Here is a 16,181-nt window from a genome sequence, read left to right on the forward strand (position 1 = left end):
TAAATGACAGAGAAAAAAATCCAATCTATACGGGGAATGAACGATTTACTCCCTAGTGATAGTGCCAGTTGGCAACAAATAGAGAAAATTGTAAAAGGTGTTTTAAACAGTTATGGTTATAACGAAATTAGAACGCCAATTGTTGAAGATACTGCACTATTTAAACGCGCTGTCGGCGAAGTGACCGATATTGTCGAAAAAGAGATGTATACTTTCAATGATCGTAATGATGAAAGTATTACTTTGCGCCCAGAGATTACTGCTGGTTGCGTACGTGCCGGTATTGAACATGGTCTATTTTATAATCAAGAGCAGCGTCTTTGGTATTTAGGTCCGGCATTTCGTTATGAAAAACCGCAAAAAGGTCGTTATCGACAGTTTCATCAATTTGGTGTGGAAGTTTTTGGACTTGAAGGACCTAATATTGATGCCGAGCTTATCTTATTAACGGCACGTTTTTGGAAAGCGTTAGGTATTGAAAATCATACTTCACTTGAGCTTAATTCAATTGGTTCAGTTGAAGCAAGAGCGAATTACCGAAATGCGTTAGTTAACTTCCTTGAACAACATAAAGATAAATTGGATGAAGACTGTCTGCGTAGAATGTATACTAATCCATTACGTGTTCTGGATTCCAAAAATCCGGTTGTGCAAGAGCTTCTTAATCAAGCGCCGAAACTGTTTGATTATCTAGACAAAGAGTCTAAACAACATTTTGAAGGCTTATGCCGGTTACTGGATAATGCAGGCATAAAATATAATATTAATCAAAGATTAGTTCGTGGCTTGGACTATTATAATCGTACCGTGTTTGAATGGGTCACCAGTAGTTTAGGTGCACAAGGTACGGTTTGCGGTGGTGGTCGTTATGACGGACTTGTTAGCCAGCTCGGTGGACAGCCAACGCCCGCAGTTGGTTTTGCTATGGGGCTTGAGCGTTTGGTTCTACTGGTTCAAGCAGTTAATCCGTCATTAAATCGAGATAATTCGATTGATATTTATATGATATCGTCTGGTGATGAAAATACCATATCTGCTGCGCAATGTGTTGCTGAGCAATTACGTGACGGATTACCGGAAAGACGCATCGTTACAAATTATGGTAGTAGTAATTTTAAGAAACAATTTGCCAAAGCAGATAAATTAGGTGCTAAAATAGCAGTCATTATTGGTGAAAATGAAATCGCTAACCAGTCAGTGACAATTAAAAATTTACAAACAGGCGAACAAGTTGAAGTAGCACAAAACGATATTGTTCCGACTTGTATGGCGATACTGTAAAGTAAGGGAAATAGGAGAAAAATGTGAGTCATCAATTATCGAGTGAAGAGCAGCTTTCAGAGATAAAAGAGTTTCTTGCTAAAACGTGGAAATTGATAGTTGCAATTATTGTTATTGGACTTTTAGCCTTTTATGGCTGGCAATACTGGCAATCTTACAATTTAGAAAAAATAACGCAATCATCTGACAAGTATGAACAATTAGTTGCTAATTTAGATAATACTAAACCTGAGTCAGTGAATGAATTAGTCGCATTTGCTAAAGATAACACCACTGTTTTTAGTGTGTTTGCTAATTTGCAGGCCGCCAAATTTTATGTTGAAGTACTTAAAGACTATTCGGGTGCCAAAGCATTATTACTTGATGCATTAAAGAAAAATGATTCTGAAACAATTGCTTCAATTATTAATATCCGTATTGCACGATTAGAGTATCAACTTGAGCAATATCAACAAAGTTTAACAACATTAAATCAAGTCACTGAAGAGAGTTGGGCGCCAGTTGTTAATGATATTCGTGGTGATATATTGGTAAAAATGGCCGATTACACTAATGCGATTGCCGCTTATAATGTGGCGTTAACTTCATCACCAATGCCAGGGCTTGAGCAAAGTATTAAAATGAAGTTAAATCAAGTTGAATTTCTAAAAACAAAACAACAAGCTGAACAAGAGGCACAGGCAGCTAAAGAGAAAGCCGAACAGGCGGCTCAGACAGAAAATAAATAACTGAACAAAACAAGAATTAATTCATCCTGGTATAAGGGTCTATACAATGAAGTTATCAAAATATCTTTTTATTAGTGTTTTTATGTTTTCACTTGCTGGATGTTCTTTGTTTGGTGGAGAAGAAGAAGTTGTACAAGTCTCACCTTCACCAGCAGTAAATAATCAATTTTCTATACCACAAGTATGGCGAAACAGTACATCTGGCAATACTCAAATCTATTCATTATTAGGTCCTATAAACTATGATAATGTTGTTTACGCTGCTAGCCGCAGTGGACAAGTTAAAGCGATTGATTTAACCAGTGGCAATACGTTATGGGATGTCAATTTATCGCAAAGTTCTTTTTTCAGTAGCAAAACAGCCTTATTTTCTGGTGGTGTGAGTGCAGATGATAAATATGTTTATGTGGGTAGTGAACGTGCCGTTGTTTATGCTCTAGATCGTAGTAATGGTAAAGTAGTATGGGAAAAAGCGGCTAAAGGTGAAGTTCTTGCTCGCCCGGTATCTACCGATGATAAATTAATCGTCCATACTGCAAATGGCATGTTACAAGCTTTCGATCGTAATACTGGTGATGAATTATGGGATGTGTTACTTGAAGTTCCATTATTAACCTTAAGAGGAAATTCAACACCGACAATTGCACATGGTGCGGCAATTTTTGGTGATGATAATGGACGTGTTAATGCCTATTATGTCAATGACGGAGAATTGATTTGGCAACAACGTATATCAAATCCAACAGGATCGACAGAAATTGCAAAATTAAATGATGTTGATTCTACCCCAGTAGTTGAAGGTAGTCTGGTCTATGCAATTGGTTATAATGGATATGTTGCTGCGCTTGATTTAAGTAATGGACAAGTTGTTTGGCGCAAACAGTTAGGATCGACGCATAGCTTTGTGGTAGACTCTCAAGAATTATTTGTTGTTGACCAAGATGATAATATTCAAGCTGTCTCTAAAGATGGTGGCTCGGTATTATGGACTCAGTCAGCACTTTCACACCGTCAATTGACTGATCCGGTTATTTACCAAGATAATATTGTTGTAGGTGATTTTGAAGGTTACCTGTATTGGTTAAATAAAGAAAATGGTGAAGTTGTCGCTAAAACACAAGTGAGTAGTAGTGGGTTAATATCCCGACCATTAGTTGTTGATAATAAAATAATTGTTCAAGCAAAAAATGGTGATATCTACGCTTTCACAAAAAATTAAGGTTATTAGAGAATAAACATGGTACCTGTAGTAGCACTAGTTGGGCGTCCGAATGTTGGAAAGTCGACTTTATTTAATCGCTTAACTCGAACTCGAGACGCATTAGTCGCTGATTTCCCAGGATTAACACGCGACCGTAAATATGGCCGTGCTGAAATCAAAGGTCATGAATATATTGTCATTGATACTGGTGGTATTGATGGCACAGAAGATGGGGTTGAAAGCTTTATGGCTGAACAATCCCTGCAAGCGATCGAAGAAGCTGATATTGTTCTTTTCTTAGTTGATGCCAGAGCTGGTGCAATGCCTGCTGATCATGCTATTGCTAAGCATCTCCGTTCACGTGACAAAGCAACTTTTTTAGTCGCTAATAAAATTGATGGCATTGATGCCGATACCGCTATTTCTGATTTTTATGGTTTAGGATTAGGTGAAATTCATCCAATAGCTGCCAGTCATGGTCGTGGTGTAAGTGTCCTAATTGAAACCGCTTTAGATCCTATTTTCCAATTTGCAAATGAACAAGATGATGAGTTTGCAAGTCATGAGCCATTTGATGATGAATCTTTCTCTGATGATGAGCTCAACGATGAAACTCAATCGCTAATTGATCAACCAATTAAAGTGGCGATTGTTGGGCGACCAAACGTTGGTAAGTCAACACTAACCAATCGTATACTTGGTGAAGAAAGGGTTGTCGTATACGACATGCCCGGCACCACTCGAGACAGTATTTATATACCAATGACTCGGGATGAACGTGAGTACATCATGATTGATACGGCGGGTGTACGTAAGCGAGGTAAAGTGACGGAAACGGTTGAAAAGTTTTCAGTCATCAAAACTTTACAAGCTATTGAAGATGCCAATGTCGTTATTTTGGTTATAGATGCCAGAGAAGGGGTATCTGATCAAGACTTATCATTGCTTGGATTCATTATTAATAGTGGGCGCTCACTTGTTATAGCAGTGAATAAGTGGGACGGTTTGTCACAAGATATTAAAGAGCAGGTCAAAGCAACTTTAGATGATAGGTTAGATTTTATTGACTTTGCCCGAGTACACTTTATTTCTGCGCTTCATGGTTCCGGTGTAGGGAATTTATTTGATTCAATTCAAGAGGCATACGATTGTGCAACTCGTCGTGTCAATACTGCACTTTTAACTAAAATTATGCAAATGGCGCAAGACGATCATCAACCTCCTTTAGTTCGAGGTCGTCGAGTTAAGTTGAAATATGCGCATGCTGGTGGCTATAATCCGCCAATTGTTGTGATCCATGGTAATCAAGTTGAAGATTTACCGGATTCCTATAAGCGCTACTTAATGAATTATTTTAGACGTTCATTAAAAATTATGGGGTCGCCAATTCGTATTCAGTTTAAAGAAGGTGCCAACCCATTTGAAGGGCGTAAAAATAGCCTAACAGCGTCGCAACAACGCAAACGACGTCGATTAATGAAACATGTTAGAGGTCGTAAATAATTTATGCCAAAAAAAGTCACAGTTGATAGTGGAAAAGAAGGGTTTTGTCCAAAATGTCATAATAAAATGAGTGTATTATCACCTCAGCATTATGATTGTCCTAGTTGTAAGACGCACTATCTTGAACAGTATATATGTCCAATTTGCCAACAAAATCTACAAATGATTAAAGGCTGTGGCGCAATCAATTACATTTGTCCTACTGACGGTTTAATATCCAGCAGTAAGGTGATATTTCATTATTTACCAGAATAGAACAATCTATTTTTATTAAAGCCATACGAGGTTAGTTTATGCGAATTATTTTATTAGGAGCACCAGGGGCAGGGAAAGGAACCCAAGCACAATTTATTATGAAAAAATATGGCATTCCACAAATTTCAACCGGGGATATGCTACGTGCAGCAGTAAAAGCAGGAACTCCACTGGGATTACAAGCAAAAGAGCTAATGGATGCCGGTAAGCTTGTTACCGATGAACTTGTTATTGCATTAGTAAAAGAGCGCATTGCTGAAAGTGATTGTGTAAATGGCTTTTTATTAGATGGTTTCCCGCGTACTGTACCACAAGCTGACGCTATGAAAGCTGCCGGTATTAATGTTGATTATGTGCTGGAATTTGATGTACCGGATTCAGTTATCATCGATAGAATGAGCGGGCGTCGAATTCATGCGCCTTCAGGTCGTGTTTACCATGTGCGTCACAACCCACCAAAAGTTGAAGATATTGATGATATCACTGGTGAACCATTAACCACCCGAAAAGATGATGATGAAGAGATTGTACGTAAACGTTTAGTTGAATATCATGATTTAACTAAACCACTTATTAACTACTATCAACATGAAGCTAAAGAGGGGCGTACCAAATATTTCCGTGTAGATGGTACTCAACCGGTGGCTGATGTAACCAACGAATTAATTAAAATTTTAGGTTAATTAGTTTTAATTAAAAAAGCGAGATAGGATAGACTATTTCGCTTTTTTTGTGCTTTTAATTATTTCGCGGCAGTAAGAGCTTGCGCTAGATCGGCAATAATATCATCGATGTGTTCGATGCCAATAGACAAACGAATCATCTCTTGGCTTACGCCAGCTTTATGTAGCTCTTCATCGTTAAGTTGACGATGTGTAGTAGATGCCGGATGACAGGCTAATGATCGGGTGTCGCCAATATTGACTAAGCGAATAATTAACTTCAATGCATCAATAAATTTAGCTCCGGCTTGCTTACCCCCTTTAATACCAAAAGATAAAATACCTGCTGGTAGTCCATTATCCATCTGTTTTAGTGCTAAGGCATGTTCAGCATGATCACTCAAACCGGCATAATTGACCCATTCAACTTGTGGATGAGATTGGAGATACTGTGCAACTTTGAGGCTATTTTGGCAATGGCGCTCCATACGTAAAGAAAGCGTTTCAAGCCCTTGCAACAATAAAAATGTATTAAATGGTGAAAGTGCCGCCCCCATATTTCGTAATGGTATCACTCGGCATCGAGCAATATAAGCTGCATCACCAAAAGTTTCGGTATAAGCGACCCCATGATAAGATGGATCAGGTTGATTAAGCATCGGGTATCTATCACTGTATTTTTTCCATGGAAACTTACCTGAATCCACTATCATGCCACCAAGGCTATTACCGTGCCCACCGATATATTTAGTTAATGAATGGACAACAATATCAGCACCAAATTCAAACGGACGGCAAAGCGCCGGACTGGCGACAGTATTATCAACAATCAAAGGGATCCCATGACGGTGTGCAATATCTGCAAGTGCTGCTAAGTCAACAAGATTACCCGCTGGATTACCGATACTTTCGCAATATATGGCTTTTGTTTTATCATCAATCTGTTGTTCTAGTGCTTGAAGATCATCATGTGGTGCGAATTTTGTGGTAATACCAAAATTAGGTAAAGTGTGTGCCAGTAAATTATAGGTTCCACCGTATAATTTAGAAACCGATACAATATTTTCACCCGCAAAAGTGATCGCTTGAATGGCATAAGTAATGGCAGCCATGCCCGATGCGACAGCTAGTGCGCCAATGCCTCCTTCAAGGGCGGCTATGCGAGCTTCAAGTACAGCATTCGTGGGATTGGTAATTCGTGTGTAAATATTCCCCGCAACTTTTAAATCAAATAAATCAGCACCATGCTGAGTATCATCAAAAGCATAAGAGGTTGTTTGATAAATTGGTACCGCAACAGCATGGGTTGTTGGTTCTGGCGTATAGCCTGCGTGAAGAGCGATCGTTTCTGGTTTCATGGTAGAGCCTCAAAAGTAAAACAATAAGGCTCTATTTTGTGCAAAAAATGATAAAAATGTAAAGCGTTATAAAACCATTCTCACAATATCAATTTCACCTAATTCTTTATATAAATTCTCGACTTGATCAATATGTGTTGCATTAATAGTAATAGAAACTGAATGATAATTACCTTTACTACTTGGTTTTATTGAGGGCGTATAATCACCGGGAGCATGTTTTTGAATCACACTCACTACTTTATCAACAAGTTCAGGTTTTGCTTCTCCCATGACTTTATAAGTAAAAGAGCATGGAAATTCTAATAATTCATTTAATTTGGTCTTTTGTTGCATCATTTTATTATTCTCATTTAATCTAACTGTTTTAATTGGTATTACTAATTATAATAGCTCAAATATAGCCTCTTTATTATTCTTCAAGTGATGAGAAATAAACATTTCTTTTTAAAGGTTATAATTTGATCTATGATAATAAAATTCTAACACAGCTTGCTAACTGTGGCTTGCTTTCAATTAAAAAGGTCAAAAAATATGTCATCCCAGTCTACTATTAAAGAGCCTTTTGGAACATTATTAGGTTATGCGCCTGGTGGCGTTGCGATTTATTCATCTGATTATGAAACATTAGATCCTTGCCAATACCCTAATGATGCCTCATTTCGTAGTTATTCCGGTCACGAATATATGGGATACAAGTGGCAATGTGTTGAATTTGCCAGACGGTTTTTATTTCTCAATTATGGTATTGTGTTTACCGATGTAGGTATGGCTCACGAAATTTTCTCCTTGCGTTTTCTTCGCCAAGTTATCAATGAAGCCATCTTACCTTTGCAAGCATTTGCTAACGGTAGCAAAAAAATGCCAGAAGCTGGCTCTTTGCTTATATGGGATGATGGTGGCGTGTTTGATAGAACAGGACATGTTGCCATTATTACTGAAGTGTTCGAAGATAAAATCCGCATTGCTGAACAAAATGTAATTCACACACGTTTACCAATTGGCCAACAATGGACACGTGAATTAAAGATGACCGTTAACGATCAAGGTTATTATATTCATGACACCTTTGACGATACCACTATTTTAGGGTGGATGATTCAAACCGAAAAAAACCAACACAGTTTACCTCAACCTAATGTTCCAGCGCCATTACTTGCTATTCATAGTGTACATATTAAAAACAAAGGTCAATTTGATAAGAAGTGGTTAAATGAGCTTGACCCGCTCGAGAGTGCATATGTGCTAGCTGCCGGGCATGCTATTAGCCATGATGACCATTATCGTTACTTCACTATTTCAGAAAGTGCTGAGCAAGAACTTATTCGCGCAACCAATGAACTGCATTTAATGTATTTACATGCTACTGATAAAGTTTTAAAAGATGATAAATTATTACTCAATTTTAATGTACCGGAAATTCTCTGGCCAAGGTTAAGACTCTCTTGGCAACAACGGCGTTATCAAATGATAACCGGTCGTTTAGATTTTTGTATGGATGAACGAGGTTTTAAAGTTTATGAATATAATGCAGACTCTGCATCGTGCCATACTGAAGCCGGGCAAATATTACAAAATTGGGCAATACAAGCTGAACTAAATGTTGGTGTGAATCCAAGTGCTGGCTTGCTCAATTCTTTAGCAAACTGTTGGAAACATAGTGATGCTCAAGCCTTTGTTCATATCATGCAAGATAATGATAGTGAAGAGAATTATCATGCATTATTTATGCAAAAAGCGCTAACGCAAGCTGGTTTTGAGAGTAAAATTTTACGTGGCCTTACTGGTTTAAAATGGGATAAACAAGGTAGATTGGTTGATGATGAAGATCGTCAAGTTACTTGCGTATGGAAAACATGGGCATGGGAAACTGTTTTAGAGCAACTGCGTCAAGAAAGTGAAGCACAAGTTGCCGGATTGCCTATTCGTACTTGGCATCCTGAAAATGCTGTGAGACTAATTGATGTTTTGTTACGTCCCGAAGTATCTGTTTTTGAACCTTTATGGACTGTGATCCCAAGTAATAAAGCGATATTACCTGTGTTATGGTCTTTATTTCCTCATCATCGTTACTTGTTAGAATCAACGTTTGAGCTCAATGATGATCTAATTAAAAAAGGTTATGCTATTAAGCCAATTGCTGGTCGCCGAGGTAGTGATATTGAATTAGTTAGCAGTAAAGAGCAAATCCTTGATAAAACGGTTGGTAAATTTGCTAAGCAAGAGAATATTTATCAAGAACTATGGTGCTTACCAAAAGTTGATGATCGCTATCTACAGGTTTGTACCTTCACTGTTGGAGGACATTATGGTGGCGCCTGCTTGCGCTCCGATCCTTCTTTAGTGATACGAGGTGAAAGTGATATGCAACCATTACGAGTATTAACCGATGAGGAATTTTTAAAACAAGTTGCCAAAAAGAATAATTAAAAATTGATGATATCGATTACATTAATAGTATTTTCTGTTAAACTTAGCTTTAATATATAAAATAATATAATAATCAATAATAATATAATTATTAAAAAATTAATAAGAAATAATACATAGGGAATAGAAAGGAACATATGGCAAGTGCATTGCTCAGAAGTAGTGATATCAAATGTTTCAAAAAGCTAGAACATGATAGAACAGCCTTCTATCTTGTTGGCGTGCAAAATTGTGAAATATTTAAACTAAAAATTGGTAAGCAATATGCCAATGATTTAGCTATTTTGCAAAAAAATGCTATAGCCAATAGGATTGATTGGTACACACCTTCTGATGCAAGTAACAACGATATTGCTTGCAGTTCGGTCAGTGAAAAACTAAAAACCGCTCTTAATATCCTCAATAAATTAAGATTAAAAGTAGATTCTAAATTCTTTTCTCAATCTAAATCATCGCTAACAGTCAAACCCTCCACCCGATTATCAACCCACTCAAAGTTTATAAAATCGCTTTCTTTTATAGTGAAACAACTCATTACTGCTATTGGTAGTCTGAAGATCCAAGCAAATTTAACCCTTGGGCTTTTCAAAAACAATTATACAAGTCGTAAACGTGACGATATGGCGTTCAGACAAGCTGGTACTGCCCATACTTTATTAGCAGATTTTATTGTTTGGTATGTTTTTGTTAAAAATCGAGCAAGTGATAAATTTATAAAAAGATTAAATAATAATAAACCGATTTTTTCTTCACCAAACGGTGAATTTAATATTCAAGTAACGCATTCATTAACAGGATCAAACAATATAACTAGAAATTATCCTCAGAATGCAATATTAAATCGGCTTATTACATTTGTGAATACAAACATAGCACATTATAGAGATTGCGAAATCAATCAAGAAAACAATCACCAATCAGGTAAAATTGTGAATTGTTTCGAGCAGTATCATATTCTTTAAAATAAATAATAAAATTGAAGTAACAACGTCTTTTGAGCGAAAGGCATTTTTCTACTTCATAAATTAAATAAATAAAGCTCATAAATTTTTGAGTATAAGGTAGAGGATATCATGGCATTACGCATTGAATTAATTGGAGATAACCCCGATAGTATTAAGTTTTTAGTACATGAATGGATTGGTAGTTCTGATGTTGAGATACTAATACAACGAGCTCAGGATAACTATTATCTATTGGAACACAATCAATGGGGCCCAGAAGAGTGTTGGCATACAATTGAAAAGATCACACTAGATAATGAACAATTAATAGGTCAAATTGATGAATGGTTGATTGATTCATTATTATCCCAAGAAGGTCAGATTCAATTTTCAATGCAAATCCGTGATAAACAAAATGTAAATTGTGTTTGTGGCGGTGTAATCAATTTTTCAGAAACAGTCAGTCCTTCAACAGCATCGAGTATGCAAGATACATTACCCGACGATGAGCAAGTAGACATGCAACAAGCGTCAGAGTCTGTAAAAGAATCGGCTAGTGAAAATGAATCAGCATTCATTGAAGAGCCGAATATTGATTCTCAAAATGAAACAGTTGCTGAACACGACGAGTCTACATCTGAAGGCGAAACGGTACAAGATCCACAAAAAACTGAAGAAAAGAAAGAACAGAACTTAAAGACTGTTAAGAAAAAAAGCCGTTTGGGAATAATTTTTATTCTATTTTTTATTCTTATGATGTTTGGTGGTGCCGCTTTTGCAACATGGTATTTTATGATCTTCAAAAATGAAACAGAGCAAACGTTGCAAACACAACAAGAGTCGGTAAAACCAGAGCCAAAAGTAGAGCAGAAGAAGCCGGTAGAATCTGATGCGAAGCCAGAGCCGACGGCGTCGGTAAAACCGGAGCCAAAAGTAGAGCAGAAAAAGCCGGCAGAGTCTGATACGAAGCCAGAGCCGACTGCATCAGTGAAACCTGAGCCAAAAGTAGAGCAGAAAAAGCCGGCAGAGTCTGATACGAAGCCAGAGCCGACTGCATCAGTGAAACCTGAGGTAAAAGTAGAGCAGAAAAAGCCGGTAGAGTCTGATGCGAAGCCAGAGCCTGCGGCATTAGTAAAACCGGAGCCAAAGGTAGAGCAGAAGAAACCGGTAGAGTCTGATGCGAAGCCAGAGCAGGCGGCATCAGTAAAACCGGAGCCAAAAGTAGAGCAGAAAAAGCCGGTAGAGTCTGATGCGAAGCCAGAGCCTGCGGCATTAGTAAAACCGGAGCCAAAGGTAGAGCAGAAGAAACCGGTAGAGTCTGATGCGAAGCCAGAGCCTGCGGCATTAGTAAAACCGGAGCCAAAAGTAGAGCAGAAGAAGCCGGTAGAGTCTGATGCGAAGCCAGAGCAGGCGGCATTAGTAAAACCGGAGCCAAAAGTAGAGCAGAAAAAGCCGGTAGAGTCTGATGCGAAGCCAGAGCCTGCGGCATTAGTAAAACCGGAGCCAAAAGTAGAGCAGAAAAAGCCGGCAGAGTCTGATACGAAGCCAGAGCCGACGGCGTCGGTAAAACCGGAGCCAAAAGTAGAGCAGAAAAAGCCGGTAGAGCCTGAACCGAAGCCAGAGCCGACTGCATCAGTGAAACCGGAGCCAAAAGTAGAGCAGAAAAAACCGGTAGAGTCGGATGCCAAGCCAGAGCCGACGGCATCGGTAAAACCGGAGCCAAAAGTAGAGCAGAAAAAGCCGGTAGAATCTGATACGAAGCCAGAGCCGACGGCATCGGTAAAACCAGAGCCAAAAGTAGATCAGAAGAAACCGGTAGAGTCTGATACGAAGCCAGAGCAGGCGGCATCGGTAAAACCGGAGCCAAAAGTTGAGCAGAAAAAGCCGGTAGAATCTGATGCGAAGCCAGAGCAGGCGGCATTAGTAAAACCGGAGCCAAAAGTAGAGCAGAAGAAACCGGTAGAGTCGGATGCGAAGCCAGAGCCGACGGCATCAGTAAAACCGGAGCCAAAAGTAGAGCAGAAAAAGCCGGTAGAGTCGGATACGAAGCCAGAGCCGACGGCCTCGGTAAAACCAGAGCCAAAAGTAGAGCAGAAAAAACCGGCAGGATCTGATACGAAGCCAGAGCCGACGGCATCAATAAAACCAGAGCCAAAAGTAGAGCAGAAGAAACCGGCAGGATCTGATACGAAGCCAGAGCCGACGGTATCAATAAAGCCGGAGCCAAAAGTAGAGCAGAAGAAACCGGCAGGATCTGATACGAAGCCAGAGCCAAAAGTAGAGCAGAAGAAACCGGTAGAGTCTGATACGAAACCAGAGCCGACGAAACCAGTAGCGTCAACGCCAACGGCACCGACGAAACCGGTAGAGCCGACGAAACCAGTAGCGTCAACGCCAACGACACCGACGAAACCGGTAGAGCCGACGAAACCAGTAGAGTCAACGCCAACGGCACCGACGAATTCGGTAGAGCCGACAAAACCAGTAGCGTCAACGTCAACGGCACCGACGAAACCGGTAGAGCCGACGAAACCAGTAGCGTCAACGCCAACGGCACCGACGAAACCGGTAGAGCCGACGAAACCAGTAGCGTCAACGTCAACGGCACCGACGAATTCGGTAGAGCCGACAAAACCAGTAGCGTCAACGCCAACGGCACCGACGAATTCGGTAGAGCCGACAAAACCAGTAGCGTCAACGCCAACGGCACCGACAAAACCGGTAGATCCGATGAAACCAGTAGCATCAACGCCAACGGCACCGACGAAACCGGTAGAACCGGATTCCAAAATCAGCAGTAAATGTAGTTTAAAAAATGCAATAAGTGATGATTTAACGTTTATTCAACAATGTTTACAGACTAAACCCGATATAGATGCAATTATTGAGATAATTACTGAAGCTAAAAATGCAGGAAAATGTAATATCGCGCAGCGCTTATATGCAAATAAGGCGCAAAAAAATACTAAAATTGCTCTGCTGTATGCAAAAGAGTATGACGAAAAATTTTATAAAGCGAATAAATGCTTCAAAGCCGATAAAGAAGCAGCCATTTATTGGTATGAAACATCTTTAATTAATGATCCAAATAGCGAGTTTGTTAAAGATCGTTTATCTCAATTGCAGAAATAGTAAGGAGCAAAAATGAATAAAATAGATATTTCCAAACTCTTTTTTACAATAGGTTTAACGTGTTTTCCTCTATTGGGATTTGCAGCAGAGCCACTTAAACAGGCTGGTAAAACAACCTTGTATCAGCGTGTGTTAAGTACGCCAAGCTGCCAATTAAAGAGTAATTCCACCGATTCTAAAGGTAAATCTGTTCCGGCTTTTTCGCGTTACTATGTTTATGAGCGTAAATATGAAAATAATCAGAAATGGCTAAAAGTAGGTCCGGATTCATTCGGTAAAACAATCGGTTGGATTAATGATTCATGTGCTATCGATTGGAATATGCAAATGACTTTAGTATTTACTAATCCGGTTGATCGTGAACCTTTATTATTTTTTAAAGATAAAGCAGATCTAACTAAAATTGTCGATGCTGAAAATCCCGAAACGCTATTAAAACCTATTCGTGATGCACTCAAAAGTAATAAATCAGTATCACAAGTGCTTGCACAAGAGCCTAAAGAGTATGTCGATTTCAAAAGTAACTTCTATTTATTACCGATTTTACAAGGTGAGGAAGTGATGAATGGGCAAGGGTTTTATGAACGAGTATTAGAAGTTGCTTCACTGAGCAAACAAGATGAGCTAGTTAAAAAAGGATCATCAAATTCTCAATCTAATGATAAAGCTAGCAATCAAACCCCTTTTAATGCGGCAATTGTATTTGTGATAGATTCAACGATTTCAATGGATCCCTATATTTCTCGCACTAGAGAAGCGGTTAAGCGAGTTTATAAGAAAATTGAAAAAGAACATTTACAAGATCAAGTTAAATTCGGTCTGGTTTCTTTTAGATCGAGTTTAAAAACTTCCAAAAAACTTGAATTTGTTTCTAAAATTTTTGTCGATCCTAATCAAGTTAAGAGTAAAGATAGCTTTCTAAAAGCAAGCGCCTCACTTAAACAAGCTAAAGTTTCAACGGCTTATTTTGCCGAAGATGCCTTTGCAGGTATAAATCAAGCTTTAAATGAGATTAATTGGGATAACTTTAGCGCCCGTTATATAATTTTAATTACTGATGCTAGCGCTATTCCAGGCGACGATAAACTATCAAGTACGAAAATGGATGCCGCTCAATTGCGACTTGAAGCGCAACATAAAGGTGTTGCTATCTATGCTTTACATCTCAAAACAGCAAATGGTATAAAAGATCATCCTATTGCTAAAGCGCAATACTCTGATTTAACTTTTAACGATTTCATCCATAAATCACTCTATTATCCGGTTAATGCTGGTAATGTACAACAATTTGGTCAGAAGGTTGATTTATTAGCCGAAGCATTATCCACACAAGTGAAACTTGCTTATAAAGGTGAGGTTTCCGTTGGAAGCGCATTGAATTCAAAAGATGAAAATGCTGATATGATCAAAGATGCTTTATTATTAAGTAAAGCCATGCAGCTTGCATATCTTGGGGATACTAAAGGCGCTAAAGCCCCAACAGTTTTCAAGGCTTGGATTGCTGATAAAGACTTTGTTAAACCAACCATTCCGACAGCAGAGCCACGCATTTTGTTAACCAAATCGCAACTAAGTGATTTAAGTGATGTTGTTAGCAAGATTGCTAATGCCGCCAATGATGGTTTGATTTCTGCCGATGATATGTTTTCCCAACTTCGTTCTGTTGCAGCGGCTATGGGGCAAGATCCAAGTAAGTTAAAATCTGATTCTGTGACTAAAATTGCTGATTTAGGTTTATTAGGTGAATATTTGGATAATATTCCTTATAAAAGTGACGTAACAGGACTTGATCAAGATGCTTGGAAAAGTATGAGTGGGCTTGAACAAGAAAAATTTATCCGGAATTTAAACAGTAAGATTCGTTATTATCAAAAATGTAATGCCGATGTCGATCGCTGGATCTCATTATCCGAAGGAAGTGATCCGCGTGAAAATGTTTATCCTATTCCATTAGAAATGTTACCGTAAAAATGTTAGTCATTAATCAATTGTCCATTTCAAGAACAACCGGCAAATCCTTTTTTAGTGTTTGCCTGCCACAACTGAGAGTAAACGCGGGTCAAGTTGTGGTTATTCAGGGTGATAGTGGTGCTGGAAAAAGCACCTTACTTGAAATGGTGGGTATGATTCTAAAACCTGCCGAAGTGGGTTGCTACAACCTGCTGGTAGGGGATAATGATATTGATATTGCTAAATTAATTAAGCATGATAAATGGGAGCAATTAGCCGATATACGAGCTCACTATTTAGGTTTTATGTTGCAAACAGGTGGATTGCTGCCATTTTTGACTGTTCGTGACAATATATTAATGTCCTTTAAGTTATTACAAAAAAACGTTGATAACCAACGCTTTGATTACTTAGTGCAGAAGCTTAATATTGCACATTTAATCAATAAGTATCCTAATCAGCTCTCTATTGGTGAAAGACAACGTGCTTCTTTTATTCGTTCTATTATTCATAAACCGGCGTTATTACTGGCAGATGAACCAACGTCAGCGTTAGATCCTTATAATGCTAATTTGCTTTTTGAATTAATTATTGAACAGGCTTTGCAAGATAATATTGCAGCAATGATTGTTACGCATGATTGGAAACGAATAGCAAATAAAGGGCTTTATACTTTATCAGCTAAGTTAACTTCCCCGCAATCATCCGTTTTTCTGCCATTACAGGATAGGGCGTAA

At 38.6% G+C, this 16,181-nt stretch carries 13 protein-coding genes; 11 read left to right on the forward strand and 2 right to left on the reverse strand.

Annotated elements, in window-relative coordinates; translation table 11 throughout:
• Positions 1–3: 3 nt before the first annotated feature.
• The 6 genes from hisS to adk are packed head-to-tail and all read left to right on the forward strand — an operon-like array spanning position 4 to position 5,651.
• Positions 4–1,281: a histidine--tRNA ligase gene (gene hisS / locus GYM74_RS01225; RefSeq protein WP_220218687.1), complete on the forward strand. Its 1,278-nt coding sequence runs from the start codon at positions 4–6 to the stop codon at positions 1,279–1,281.
• Between the two features lie 23 nt (positions 1,282–1,304).
• Positions 1,305–2,009: a tetratricopeptide repeat protein gene (locus GYM74_RS01230; protein WP_220218688.1), complete on the forward strand. Its 705-nt coding sequence runs from the start codon at positions 1,305–1,307 to the stop codon at positions 2,007–2,009.
• 46 nt (positions 2,010–2,055) lie between these two features.
• A complete protein-coding gene (bamB, locus tag GYM74_RS01235) occupies positions 2,056–3,228 on the forward strand; it encodes an outer membrane protein assembly factor BamB (RefSeq protein ID WP_220218689.1) in 1,173 nt (390 codons plus the stop codon).
• A gap of 18 nt (positions 3,229–3,246) precedes the next feature.
• Positions 3,247–4,713 (forward strand): ribosome biogenesis GTPase Der, encoded by a 1,467-nt coding sequence (der, locus tag GYM74_RS01240; protein ID WP_220218690.1) that lies wholly within the window; start codon positions 3,247–3,249, stop codon positions 4,711–4,713.
• Between the two features lie 3 nt (positions 4,714–4,716).
• Complete coding sequence (locus GYM74_RS01245; RefSeq protein ID WP_220218691.1) at positions 4,717–4,968, forward strand: zinc-ribbon domain-containing protein; 252 nt, start codon at positions 4,717–4,719, stop codon at positions 4,966–4,968.
• A gap of 38 nt (positions 4,969–5,006) precedes the next feature.
• A complete protein-coding gene (adk, locus tag GYM74_RS01250; RefSeq protein ID WP_220218692.1) occupies positions 5,007–5,651 on the forward strand; it encodes an adenylate kinase in 645 nt (214 codons plus the stop codon).
• 59 nt (positions 5,652–5,710) lie between these two features.
• Here the strand turns inward: adk and GYM74_RS01255 are convergent, their stop codons facing one another.
• Both GYM74_RS01255 and ybeD read right to left on the reverse strand, forming a co-directional pair.
• Positions 5,711–6,988, reverse strand: coding sequence for a bifunctional O-acetylhomoserine aminocarboxypropyltransferase/cysteine synthase (locus tag GYM74_RS01255; RefSeq protein WP_220218693.1), 1,278 nt, complete (start codon positions 6,986–6,988; stop codon positions 5,711–5,713).
• A gap of 66 nt (positions 6,989–7,054) precedes the next feature.
• Positions 7,055–7,324, reverse strand: coding sequence for a DUF493 family protein YbeD (gene ybeD, locus GYM74_RS01260; protein ID WP_294954205.1), 270 nt, complete (start codon positions 7,322–7,324; stop codon positions 7,055–7,057).
• Positions 7,325–7,522: 198 nt separating this feature from the next.
• Between ybeD and gss the strand changes: the two genes are divergently transcribed.
• From gss to GYM74_RS01285, 5 genes are all read left to right on the forward strand, one after another.
• Complete coding sequence (gss, locus tag GYM74_RS01265) at positions 7,523–9,418, forward strand: bifunctional glutathionylspermidine amidase/synthase (RefSeq protein WP_220218695.1); 1,896 nt, start codon at positions 7,523–7,525, stop codon at positions 9,416–9,418.
• Between the two features lie 137 nt (positions 9,419–9,555).
• Positions 9,556–10,380 carry a virulence factor SrfC family protein gene (locus GYM74_RS01270; protein WP_220218696.1) on the forward strand — a complete coding sequence of 275 codons (825 nt, stop codon included), beginning with the start codon at positions 9,556–9,558 and terminating at the stop codon, positions 10,378–10,380.
• A gap of 111 nt (positions 10,381–10,491) precedes the next feature.
• Positions 10,492–13,494: a hypothetical protein gene (locus GYM74_RS01275; RefSeq protein ID WP_220218697.1), complete on the forward strand. Its 3,003-nt coding sequence runs from the start codon at positions 10,492–10,494 to the stop codon at positions 13,492–13,494.
• A gap of 12 nt (positions 13,495–13,506) precedes the next feature.
• Positions 13,507–15,462 (forward strand): vWA domain-containing protein, encoded by a 1,956-nt coding sequence (locus tag GYM74_RS01280; protein ID WP_220218698.1) that lies wholly within the window; start codon positions 13,507–13,509, stop codon positions 15,460–15,462.
• 2 nt (positions 15,463–15,464) lie between these two features.
• Complete coding sequence (locus GYM74_RS01285; protein ID WP_220218699.1) at positions 15,465–16,181, forward strand: ABC transporter ATP-binding protein; 717 nt, start codon at positions 15,465–15,467, stop codon at positions 16,179–16,181.

This window comes from Gilliamella sp. ESL0405 (assembly GCF_019469205.1).
Lineage (GTDB): Bacteria > Pseudomonadota > Gammaproteobacteria > Enterobacterales > Orbaceae > Gilliamella.

Coding starts and splice junctions, on each gene's coding strand:
- GYM74_RS01255 (WP_220218693.1), bottom strand. CDS start 6,988: ATGAAACCAGAAACGATCGCTCTTCACGCAGGCTATACGCCAGAACCA.
- GYM74_RS01245 (WP_220218691.1), top strand. CDS start 4,717: ATGCCAAAAAAAGTCACAGTTGATAGTGGAAAAGAAGGGTTTTGTCCA.
- gss (WP_220218695.1), top strand. CDS start 7,523: ATGTCATCCCAGTCTACTATTAAAGAGCCTTTTGGAACATTATTAGGT.
- ybeD (WP_294954205.1), bottom strand. CDS start 7,324: ATGCAACAAAAGACCAAATTAAATGAATTATTAGAATTTCCATGCTCT.
- GYM74_RS01280 (WP_220218698.1), top strand. CDS start 13,507: ATGAATAAAATAGATATTTCCAAACTCTTTTTTACAATAGGTTTAACG.
- GYM74_RS01270 (WP_220218696.1), top strand. CDS start 9,556: ATGGCAAGTGCATTGCTCAGAAGTAGTGATATCAAATGTTTCAAAAAG.
- hisS (WP_220218687.1), top strand. CDS start 4: ATGACAGAGAAAAAAATCCAATCTATACGGGGAATGAACGATTTACTC.
- adk (WP_220218692.1), top strand. CDS start 5,007: ATGCGAATTATTTTATTAGGAGCACCAGGGGCAGGGAAAGGAACCCAA.
- GYM74_RS01285 (WP_220218699.1), top strand. CDS start 15,465: ATGTTAGTCATTAATCAATTGTCCATTTCAAGAACAACCGGCAAATCC.
- GYM74_RS01275 (WP_220218697.1), top strand. CDS start 10,492: ATGGCATTACGCATTGAATTAATTGGAGATAACCCCGATAGTATTAAG.
- der (WP_220218690.1), top strand. CDS start 3,247: ATGGTACCTGTAGTAGCACTAGTTGGGCGTCCGAATGTTGGAAAGTCG.
- bamB (WP_220218689.1), top strand. CDS start 2,056: ATGAAGTTATCAAAATATCTTTTTATTAGTGTTTTTATGTTTTCACTT.